Consider the following 11,376-nt stretch of genomic DNA (forward strand, 5'->3'; position numbering starts at 1 on the left):
ACGGGGCGGTGCGCACGGCGCACCCTACGGATAGCCAGCCCATAGCCCGGATGCATTCCGCGGCCTCTTGCAGTTCGTAGGTTGGGTTGAGCGCAGCGATACCCAACAATTGGCAGACCTGCATATCGATGGGTATCGCAGGCTCAATCCATCCTCCATAAGCCGTCATTTGCCCTCCGCAAACAGGTTATCCAAGGCATCCAGCAAGCCATCCTCCGGGCGGGAAAAATACACCCCGGCGCTGGGCATGCCGCGCAGGAACAGGTAGTAGGCGCCGCCCAGCTGGCTGTTGTCGAAGTCGACCAGGCGCTGGCGCAGGAAGCGCCGCAGCGCCACCAGGTAGATCAGGTATTGCAGGTAGTAGTGCTCGCCGGCCAGGGCCTGGAGCAGGCGTTCGCCGCCGTAGAAACTGGCGTCCGGGCCGAGCCAGTTGGACTTGTAGTCGGCGATATACCAGCGGCCGTCGTGCTCGAAGGTCAGGTCGATAAAGCCCTTGAGGAATCCTTTCAGGCTGTCGAACTCCAGCCGTGCGGCGGCTTCGCGCATCGGCGCGGCCAGGCCATGGGCCGGATCGGCGAGGATGGCGCGCAGACGCTGCAGGTCGAGATTGGCCACCGGGAAGGTGAACCCGAGTTCCGGCAGGCGCCGCGCCGACTGCAGGCTGGACAGGGTCAGGCCATTGCCGTCGAGGTCGCTGTCGAGCACCTGCTGCAACTGGCTCAGCGCCACCTCGCGCCAGTCACTGTCGATGCCGTGACCGCGCAGGGCCGGTTCGATCAGCTCGGCCAACGGCGCCTTGCCGCGCGCCCAGTCCTCCAGGATCGCGTGCAGGCAGGTGCCGGCGCGGGCGCCGCGGGGGAAGGCAAAGAAGCCGCTGCCCGGTTCGCTGGCGGCGGGCAGCACCAGGCCGTCGCGATCCGGCGCCTCCATGTGCATGCCCGAGGCCAGCCCGGAGAAGCTGCCGATGCGCCAGGCGCTGTGCAGGCTGCGGTTCATCTGCTGCAGCTGCAGGGGCGGCGGCGCGCGGCGTTCACCGGCGGCGCTGGCTTCGCTCTCGCGTAGCGCCTGCACGGCCATATGGCCGTGGCTCGAACCCACCAGTTGCTCGATCTCGCCGCGCAGGCCGGCAGGGCTGAGGGTTTGCAGATGGCCGGCGAGTTCGTCCAGGGCATCCTCGCCGGGCAGCTGGCGGCCGTGCAGCAGCCAGGCCAGGGCACTGCTGTGCAGGCCGGCCTCGCTGAGGCTGCCGTCCTTTTTCGGCTTGCAGTCCACCGGCCCCCAGTGCAGCCAGAGGCGGTCACGGGCCCGGGTCAGGGCCACGTAGGTCAGGCGCAGGCGTTCGGCGAAGCGCTCGTGGCGGGCGCGCTCGCGGTGCACGTCGAGCTGTTCGCCACCCAGGTCGAGCAACGGCGTGCCGTCGTCGGCGTGGCAGCTGATGTCTTCGCTCTGGCGCAGCAGCGCGCCGTCCCACAGGTAGGGGCAGAACACCAGCGGGTATTCCAGGCCCTTGGAGGTGTGGATGGTGACGATCTGCACCCGCTCGGCATCGCTTTCCAGGCGCAGCAGGGCTTCTTCGCCGTGGGCCTCGGCGCTGCGCTGGGCGTTGAACCAGCTCAGCAGTTGTTCCAGACCGGGGCGTTGCAGGCTCTCGCTCTGCAGCAGTTCGGCCAGGTGCAGCAGGTTGGTCAGGCGCCGTTCGCCATCGACCAGGGCGAGCAGCCGCGGCGCCACCTGCTGCTCGTCCAGCCAGGCGCGGAAGGCGCGCATAAAGCCCTGTTGCTGCCAGAGCTGATGGTAGCGCTCGGCGGCTTCGCGCTCGGCATCCCAGGCCTGGGCATCGTCCTGGCAGGCGGCCAGGTCGGCGGCGCTGCGCCCGAGCAGGCGGCTGGCCAGGGCATAGCGCAGTGCGCCTTCGCGGCCCGGTTCGGCATAGGCGGCCAGCACCGCGGCCAGCTCGCCGGCCTCTTCGCTGTGCCAGACGTTTTCCTTGCCGCGGCGCACGCTGGGCACGCCGCGCGCCGCCAGCTCGGCGGCGACTTCGCCGGCCTGGCGATGGCTGGCGACCAGGACGGCGATATCGCCGCCCTTGAGCGGAGTCCGTTTAACGCTGCTTTGCACGGACTCCTGGGCGCTTTCTTGTTTGAAATAGGCCTCGCCACGAGCGCTCGCGGCCAGCAGCGTGGCGATGCGCCGGGCCGTGTCGCGGGCCACCAGGGCACCGGCCTCGCCTTTGCCGAGGTAATCGTCGGCCAGCCAGACCAGCGCCAATGGCGCGTCCTGTTCGGCATCAACAACCGGCAGCACCAGCTGCGCGCGCGCGCGCTGGCTGGCGCCGACCTGCGGATATTCCAGACCCTTTTCGGCGAAGGGCATGGGCCGGTCGAACAACTGGTTGAGCGCGGCGATCAGCTCGGGCGTGGAGCGGTGGTTGGTGGCCAGGCTGTACTGCCGCGCGGCTTCGTCGCGGGCCTTGAGGTAGGTGGCCAGGTCCGCGCCGCGAAACGCGTAGATGGCCTGTTTCGGATCGCCGACAAAACACAGGTCGCCCTGGTTTTCGTAGATGCGCCGGAACACCTGGTATTGCACCGGGTCGGTGTCCTGGAATTCATCGATCAGCGCCACCGGGTACTGCTCGTGCAGTTTTCCGGCCAGATGTTCACCGCCCTCGCCGTAGAGCCCCTGCTGCAGTTTGTTGAGCAGATCGTCGAAGGCCAGCAGGCGCTGGGCGGCCTTGCGTTGCGGCAACTGCTCATTGAGTTGACCGATCAGGCGCACCTGCAGGTCGATCAGGCGTTGCTCGGCCTCGGGCTGCGCGGTCTGCAGGGCCTCGCACAGGCATTGCAGGGCATCGGCCAGCGGGCTATCCGGCGCGCTTTCACCTTTCTTGCTGGCCTTGGCCAGGCCTTCGCGCGACAGCCGCTGGTGCGCCTCGGTCTTGCTGAACAGCGCGGCGGCGTCGCTGAAGTAGCCGTCCAGCTCGGCCTGCCAGGCGCCCAGCTTGGCCGGGTTGCACATATTGCTCTTGAAGCCGGCGAACGCCTTGAGCTGCTCCAGCCAGCCGGCGCTGTCGCGTTGCCAGGCATCCCGCGCCTGTTGCCAGGCGTTGCGCAGGGCGCTCATCTCGCTGCTGACGCCAGGCTGCGGTTCGATGCGCAGGTAGGGTTTGCCCAGGTGGTTGCGCAGGCGCTGACGCAGCCCCTGCGGGGTCAATTTGTGCTGCACCAGAAAGGCCGCCCACTCCGGTTCGGCAGCGGCCAGCTCGTGGCGCCAGAGGTCGGCGAGCAGGGCGTCGAGAATCTCGCGGTCGTCGTGGGTCAGTTCGTTGTCGAAATCGCCGCCGGCCTCGAATGCCGCATCCTGCAGCGCGCGCTGACAGAAACCGTGGATGGTGAAGATCGCCGCCTCGTCGAAGCCGTGCACCGCCAGCAACAGACGGCGATGACTGGCCGCATCCGGGTACTGCGCGTGCAGGCGATTGAGCAGCTCGTCCGCGCCTGGGCCGTTGTCGTAGACCGCCAGCAACTCGGCCAGGCGCAGACGAATGCGCTCGCGCAATTCGGCGGTGGCCGCGGTGGTGAAGGTCACCACCAGAATCTGGCTGACGTTGAGCCGCTTCTCCAGCAACAGCCGGGCGTACAGGGCGGTGAGGGTCCAGGTCTTGCCGGTGCCGGCACTGGCCTCGATCAGCGAGCGGCCGGCGAAGCTGTCCTGCAGCAGGTCCAAAGGTGCGCTGGTCATGTCTCGTCCTCGTCACTGCCGTGCAGGGCATCCAGGGCCGGGCCGTAGAGTTGCTCGGCCAGGGCTTCGAAGCGCTCGTCCAGCGGGTCGCGGTCGCGGAAGGCCAAGGCATTCCAGGGGTCCTGGCCTTCGCCGCTCATATAGTCGTTGCCCTGCCACATCACCCGCGCTTCGCTGCGCGCGGCGTCGAGCGGTTCCTTGCGTCCGGGTTTGCGCCATTTCTTGGCGAAGCCATAACTGCACTTGGCCAGGACCGGCAGGGGTTCGCACAGGGCGCTCTTGTAGGCCTCGAGCCAGGGTTCGAGCAGTTGCAGGGGGTTGGCCAAGGGCCCCAGGCGCCATTCGCTTTTCGGCGACAGCAGGCGGCTGTCGCGGGCGATGCCGGGAGTGGCGGCGCAGTTGAGCAGCAGGTGGCGCAGCCAGAACGGCGCCAGCTCCCAGGCGCCGAGGTCGCGCAGGCGGTAGTCGAACAGGCCGCTGGCGCTGACCCCGTCGAGCCAGCCGTGGATGCGCACCCCAGCCAGCTGGATATCCACCAGCAGCGGTTGCGCCGCATCCTCCGGGCGCTCGTCGAACAGGGTCGGGGCGAAGGCGCGGATCGGCCCGCGAATCTGTCCCCAGTGCGCCTGGCCCAGTTCGCCCACCGGTAGCCAGCCGGAGGCGGCGGCCACGCTACGCTCCTCGCGCTCGCTCCAGCCCTGCTCGATGGCCTGCAGCGCCAGCTGGCGCAGGCCGTGCTGGCTGGTCCACTCGACACTGAAGGGTTCGTCGCCGGCCAGGGCCTCTTCGCTCTGCGCCAGGCGCAGGCCGAGGCGCTGTTCCAGCAGGTAGCGCGCCGGGTGTTTGAAGCAGTGGATCAACTGGCTGGGTTCCAGGGTCAGCGGATCGCCGCCCGGCCCGTCTGCATCCGGCGCGGCCAGGGTGCCGGCGAACGGCTGCGGCGCTTCGACCGCCTCGCTCAGGCGCTGGGCGGCGCGGAACCAGGGCGCGGCGAAACCGGCCTGCGCGCCGTCGGCGAAGTTGCCGGCGGCGAAGGGTTGCAGCGGGTGCTGGTGGGTGATGTGGGCGCTGGCGGTTTGCGCCTGTGGATCGGCGCAAATCGCGGTCAGGTCGATGACATCCAGCAGTTCGCTGACCAGCACCGAGGGCGGCAGTTCGGCGTTGCTGCGCGGGTCGCGGCCGACGTAGCTGAGGTACAGGCCGGCGCGCGCGGAGAGGAGAATTTCCAGCAGCAGGTAACGGTCGTCGAGGCGCCGGGCGCGGTCGCCACGCCGGGGTTTCTGGCCGATCAGGTCGAAGCCGGCGGCCGGAGTGCGCCTCGGCAGGGCGCCGTCGTCCAGGCCGAGCAGGCAGACCAGGCGGAACGGCAGGCTGCGCATCGGCACCATGGTGCAGAAGGTCACCGCACCGGTGAGAAAGCCCGAGGCGCCGCCGCCCTGCTCCAGGGCAGAGGTCAGGTGCTGGCGGACCAGCGCCAGCTCCAGCGGCCGCTCGATGCCGGCAGCCGTGGCCTGATCCTGCAGGGCCGCGCAGGCTCGGGAGAGCAGCAACAGGGTATCGCCGGCCTCGCGTTCGTCGAACAGGTTGTCGATCAGCTCCAGCAGGGTCTCGCTCCATTCGCCCAGGCTGCGCGGGCGCTGCAGGCTCTGCGCCAGGGCGGCCAGACGCTCGACGAAGGCGGCCAGGCGCCCGAGCAACTGCGCGCGGCCGCCTTCCAGGGCATCCAGCGGCCAGCTGTCGCCGAGCAAGGGCGCGTGCGAACCGGCCAGTTGCGGCGGCGCGGCGAAGCCCAGGAGCAGGCGATCCAGGCCCTGGCGCCAGGTAAAGGCGGCATCCGCCGGCAGGCCCAGTTGCTGGCGATGCTCGCCGTCGCGGCCCCAGCGCACGCCGGCCTCGCGCAGCCAGTCGCGCAACAGCGTCAGGTCCTCGGCTTCGATGCCGGCGCGGCGGGCGAGCGCCGGTTGCTCCAGCCAGGCGAGGATTTCCTCGGCGGCGAAGCGGCTGTCGGGCAGGGCGAGCAGGTTGAGAAAGGCTTCGATCAGGGGGATTTCCGCGCGCAGGCTGCGGTCGGCCAGGCTGAAGGGTATCCTCGGGGTACCCGTCCGGGACGCGCCGCTCTTGGCTGCGAAAATCGCCTCGACATAGGGCGCGTAACGCTCGATATCCGGGGTCAGCACCACCACCTGATCCGGGGTCAGCTCGGGATCGGCGGCAAAGCGGGCGAGCAACTGGTCATGCAGGATTTCCACCTCGCGCAGCGGCGAGTGGGCGATATGCAGCTCCAGCGAGCGGTCGTCCTCGCGTAACAGCAGGCGTTCGTCGGCCTGGCGGGTGCGCAGGCGCAGGATGTCGTTCTGCAGGGCCTGCAGCAGGCTGGTGTCATGCAGGTCCGCGTCTTCGGAATACAGGCCGACTTCCTGGCTGCCTTCGCTCGAAGCCAGGGAGAACAGGCTGTCGAAGAAGTCGCGGCCCTGCTTGCCGAGACTCGCCAGCAGTGGATGGCCGACATCCAGGTACCAATCGTCGGGGCTGAGTTCGGGTTGCCGGGCCAGCTCGCGGATATCGCGAATCTCGCCCCAGGCCTCGCGGCATGGGTTGAGGGCGAAGATCACCACCTCGGTATGCCGCGCCAGGCCTTCGAGCACGCGCAGATGGTGGGTTGGCAGGCTGCTGATGCCGAACACCAGCAGGCGCTCGGGCAGCTCGGCGATGGGTGCGCTGTCGTACAGACGGCGCAACAGCTCGTCGAGCAGGCGCGCGCGGTGCGGGTGGCCGTCGCGGGTCAGCTCGCGCCAGAGCAGCGCCTGCCAGGCTTCGTCCGGCCCCAGGTCGAGCAACTCGTTGCGCTCCCAGGCGGCCAGCCAGTCGTCGCGATACAGCAGGTATTGGTCGAATACGTCGGCGATCTTGCTGGCCAGCGACAGGCGGCGGCGCTCGTCGCCGCCCTCCAGGTAATGCCCCAGGCGCGGTGCTTCGGCCAGGTTGGCCGGCTCGCACAGCCAGTCGTACAGGCGCCAGGCCAGGGTGGTCGGCGCGAACGCCGATTGCTCCGGCAACTGGCCCAGCACCAGACGCGACAGGTCCCAGACGAACTTGGCCGGCAACTGCACCTCGAGCTGCATGGCGATGCCCTGCTTGCGCGCCAGTTCCAGGGTCAGCCAGCGCCCCATGCCCTGGCTCGGCACCACCACCAGCGCCGGCGCCAAGGGCTCGCGCAGCGGCTGGGCGAGCAGGGTGGTGGCCAGTTCGCCGAGGGTTTCCAGGTCGGGAGCGTGATAAAGGTTGAGCATGGTGGGCACTGCATCCGTGGCGAAGCGCTAGTAGCCTGGCGGATTTGACCGTCCGTAGCGAGGGGAAGTCCGGGTTGAGGCAGTTTTGCTGCTCTTTCGAGGCGAATAGCTAGCTATTTAACGAGAGAGAGCAGCAAAAATGACCAAGTCCGGCTTTCCCGCAGTAGGACAGCGTTAAGTCCGCCAGGCTGCTAGGTTAACCAGTCTGGCGGCGTGGGGCGACAGCCAGTGCTAGGATGGAGCGCACAAGGCCAGGAGGCGCGATGAACGACACGACCGACGATGCAGTAGATGTATTCCCCTATCTGCAGCTGCTCTACGAGCGCGGTGGTTCGGACCTGTTCTTCAGTGTCGGCGCGCCGCCGCACATGAAGGTCGAAGGCCATAGCCAGGCGGTCGGTGAACGCGTGCTGAAGGCCGGTGAGGTACAGCGGCAAGCCTACCAGTTGATGACCCAGAAACAGATCATGGAGTTCGAGCGCGATCTGGAGATGAACCTGGCGGTCAGCGTGCAGAACGCCGGGCGCTTCCGGGTCAACGTCTACTACCAGCGCGGCGAAGTGAGCATGGTGGTGCGCCTGATCAAGAGCCAGATCCCCGATTTCACGGCGCTCGGCTTGCCCAAGCTGCTGGAAAAACTGAGCATGCAGGACCGCGGGCTGATCCTCATGGTTGGCGCGGCCGGCTCGGGCAAGTCGACCACCCTGGCGGCCATGCTGGATTTCCGCAACCGCCACAAGAGCGGGCATATCGTCTGCATCGAAGACCCCATCGAGTTCTTGCACAAGCACCAGAAGTCGATCATCGACCAGCGCGAAGTCGGCCTGGATACCCACAGTTTCGCCGACGCCCTGCGCAACGTGCTGCGCGAGGCGCCAGACGTGATCATGCTCGGCGAGATCCGCGATGCCGCGACCATGCAGCATGCCCTGCACTACGCGGAAACCGGTCATCTGTGCGTGGCCACCCTGCACGCCACCAGCAGCAGCCATGCGATCGAGCGGATCGTGCGCTTCTTCCCGGACGAGGCGCGCAAGCAGGTGCTGGCCGATCTGGCGCAGAACCTGCTGGCGGTGATCGGCCAGCGCCTGATTCCCGGCGTGACGCAGAAACGCGTGGCAGCGGTGGAGCTGATGCTGGCCACCCCCTATATCCGCGACCTGATCCAGCGCGACCAGTTGGACGATCTTCGCGAAGCCACGGCACGGGCGCTGGAGCAGGGTTTGCAGACCTTCGATCAGCACCTCTACCAGCTGCTCGAAGCCGGCCGGGTCAGCCTGGGCGAGGCGCTCAAGTTCGCCGATTCGCGCACCGACCTCAGCCTCAAGGTCAAGCTGGAGCGCGGCTTCGGCGCCGAGGATGGCGAGCTCAAGGTGCTGCGCGACAATTGACAGGCACGCCGGGTTAACCAGCCGGGCGTCATTCAACCGAGGAAGTCCCGATGTCCAGCAGCCTGGCCTTCGATGTATACGGCACGCTGATCGACCCCAGCGATGTCATCCGCCAATTGCGCCCGCGGCTCGCCGGCGAGGCCGAGGGTTTCTATCGGCGCTGGCGCGACAAACAGCTGGAATACAGTTTTCGCCGCGGCCTGATGGGCGCTTATGTGGATTTCGCCCAATGCACCCGCGAAGCCCTGGCCTACCTGTGTGCCGCCGAGCAGGCACCCCTCGACGAACAGGTGCAACAACAGCTGTGCGACGCCTGGACAAGGCTGCCGGCCTTCGCCGACAGTGCCGCCGGGCTGGCACAGTTGCAACAGCGTGGCGCCCAGCTGTATGCCTTCTCCAACGGCAGCCACGCAGCGGTCAACGCCTTGCTCGAGCAGGCCGGCCTGGCAGATTTTTTCCGCGAGATCGTCAGCGTCGAGGCGGTGGGCAACTTCAAGCCGGCACCGGCGGTCTACCAGTATCTGCTGCAGCGCACGGGGAGCGCGGCGCAGGCGACCTGGCTGGTGTCGAGCAATTCCTTCGACATCCTCGGCGCCGCCCATGCCGGCTTGCGCAGTGTCTGGGTCAAGCGCGCTGCGACGGCGGTCCTCGATCCCTGGGGCATCGACGCGGATCTGCAGGTGAGCGATCTGCGCCAGTTGGCCGAACGCTGGCCCGGATAAACCGGGTGACCCGGTCAAACAGGCTGGCGTTGCAGCCATTCGCCGACTAAAGCTAACTACAGGCCTTGCCATCAATGATTGTGCTTCACCCATTCTCCAAGAAACGACACCGGCCGGCGCATGACCCCCGAGCCTTGAGCGTCGCCACCCTTGGCCGCCCCATCTGGTGCGGCCGCTGTCAGGGAGATGCATGATGCTGACCCTGCTCAATCTGCTGTCTGCCGTCGCCCTGCTGATCTGGGGCACCCACATCGTCCGTACCGGCATCCTGCGGGTGTACGGCTCGCACCTGCGCCAGGTGCTCAGCCACAACGTCAGCAAGCAGCCCATGGCCTTCGCCGCCGGTATCGGCGTCACCGCCCTGGTGCAGAGCAGCAACGCCACCGCGCTGCTGGTCACCTCCTTCGTCGGCCAGGGCCTGATGGCTTTGCCACCGGCGCTGGCGATCATGCTCGGTGCCGACGTCGGCACGGCGCTGATGGCGCGGGTGCTGACCTTCGACCTGAGCTGGCTGTCACCGCTGCTGATTTTCCTCGGGGTGATCTTCTTCCTCTCCCGCCGGCAAACCCGCGCCGGCCAGCTGGGCCGCGTGGGCATCGGTCTGGGCCTGATGCTCCTGGCGCTGGAGCTGATCGTCGCCGCCGCCACGCCGATCACCCAGGCCACCGGGATCAAGGTGATGTTCGCCTCGCTGACCGGCGACCTGCTGCTGGATGCCCTGATCGGCGCCTTGTTCGCCCTGATTTCCTACTCCAGCCTGGCGGCCGTGCTGCTCACCGCGACCCTGGCCGGCGCCGGCCTGATCAGCCTGCCGGTGGCCATCGGCCTGGTGATCGGCGCCAATATCGGCAGCGGCCTGCTGGCCTTCCTCACCGCCAGCCTGCAAACCCCGGCAGGCCGCCGGGTAGCCCTGGGCAGCCTGCTGTACAAACTGCTCGGCCTGATTGTGGTGATCCCCCTGCTCAACCCGCTGGTGAGCTGGCTGGACAGCCTCAACTGGCGGCCGGCAGAGCTGGTGATCGGCTTCCACCTGCTCTACAACAGCCTGCGCTGTGTGCTGATGCTGCCCACCGTCGGGCTGATGGCGCGCTTCTGCAACTGGCTGCTACCGGATCGCCCCGACACCGGCGGCGTCGCCCGCCCGCGTCACCTCGACGCTACGGCCCTGGCCACACCCAGCCTGGCGCTGGCCAATGCGGTGCGCGAGACCCTGCGCATCGGCGATCTGATCGAAACCATGCTCAACCACCTGCTGGAAGTGCTGCGCAGCAACCAGCCGGCGCTGAGCAAGGAGTTGCGCCGCCTGGACGACGACGTCGATGCCCTCTACAGCGCGGTCAAACTCTACCTGGCCCAGGTGCCGCGCGAGGCACTCAGCGAACAGGACAGCCGGCGCTGGGCGGAGATCATCGAACTGGCGGTCAACCTGGAGCGCGCCGGCGACATCATCGAACGCATGCTCGGCAAGGTGCAGGATCAGAAGACCGCGCAGCGCCATTCGTTCTCCGACAGCGGCCTGGAGGAGCTGGCTGACCTGCATGCGCGACTGATGGTCAATCTGCGCCTGGGGCTGTCGGTGTTTCTCTCCGGCGATGGCGAGAGCGCTCGCCAGCTGCTCCGCGAGAAGCGCCGTTTCCGCGCCCAGGAACGCCGCCTGGCCCACGCCCATGTCGGCCGCCTGCATCGCCAGGTGGTGCAAAGCATCGAGACCAGCTCGCTGCACCTGGAACTGATCGGCGACATGAAACGTCTCAACTCGCTGTTCTGCAGCAGTGCCTATGCGGTGCTGGACACCAGGGAAACCGGCGCGCTACACGCGGAGGAAGTGGGCGGGGAGTAACCCAACAGCAAAAGGCTCGGTCGCCATCAGGTGTGCACGCAAACGTAGGGTGGGCTGAAGCGGAACGCCGGCCGGCCCACCCTACGCGCAGATTTGCTGTCAAAAGCGCTTTCAACCACTAACGCAGACATAGCCTAAGCAAAAGGCTATGTGCCCATTACGTGTTGCATGGGGCGCTTGGGGACAAGGGCACTGCTGCGGAAGCCACAATGGGTAGGGTGCGCCGTGCGCAGCAAGAATCTGCAGCCGACGCTGGTGCGCACGGTGTTCAGCCGGGAGACATAGGTAACAGGTGTCGGGAGACATAGGTAACGCATTTAGGCTTACGGAATCTTTCGAATGAAGGGAGTTCGAGCGATGCCGTGGCAGGAGTGCACCACCATGTCGATACGACG

5 protein-coding genes are annotated in these 11,376 nt (G+C 67.5%); 3 read left to right on the forward strand and 2 right to left on the reverse strand.

The window, feature by feature from the left end:
• Positions 1 to 165 precede the first annotated feature (165 nt).
• Positions 166 to 3,738: an exodeoxyribonuclease V subunit beta gene (recB, locus tag R3355_RS23155; RefSeq protein WP_318963462.1), complete on the reverse strand. Its 3,573-nt coding sequence runs from the start codon at positions 3,736 to 3,738 to the stop codon at positions 166 to 168.
• A complete protein-coding gene (recC, locus tag R3355_RS23160) occupies positions 3,735 to 7,028 on the reverse strand; it encodes an exodeoxyribonuclease V subunit gamma (protein WP_318963463.1) in 3,294 nt (1,097 codons plus the stop codon). Before recC ends, recB begins: the two co-directional genes overlap by 4 nt.
• A 263-nt stretch (positions 7,029 to 7,291) precedes the next feature.
• On the opposite strand from recC, the gene R3355_RS23165 reads away from it, so the two are divergent.
• From R3355_RS23165 to R3355_RS23175, 3 genes are all read left to right on the forward strand, one after another.
• Positions 7,292 to 8,419, forward strand: coding sequence for a PilT/PilU family type 4a pilus ATPase (locus tag R3355_RS23165; RefSeq protein ID WP_318950746.1), 1,128 nt, complete (start codon positions 7,292 to 7,294; stop codon positions 8,417 to 8,419).
• Between the two features lie 50 nt (positions 8,420 to 8,469).
• Complete coding sequence (locus tag R3355_RS23170; RefSeq protein WP_318963465.1) at positions 8,470 to 9,141, forward strand: haloacid dehalogenase type II; 672 nt, start codon at positions 8,470 to 8,472, stop codon at positions 9,139 to 9,141.
• 193 nt (positions 9,142 to 9,334) lie between these two features.
• Entirely contained in the window at positions 9,335 to 10,981 is a 1,647-nt protein-coding gene (locus R3355_RS23175; RefSeq protein ID WP_318963466.1) for a Na/Pi cotransporter family protein, read from the forward strand.
• The last annotated feature ends 395 nt before the right edge of the window (positions 10,982 to 11,376 follow it).

It is taken from the genome of Pseudomonas sp., from assembly GCF_033723075.1.
Taxonomy (GTDB): Bacteria; Pseudomonadota; Gammaproteobacteria; order Pseudomonadales; family Pseudomonadaceae; genus Aquipseudomonas.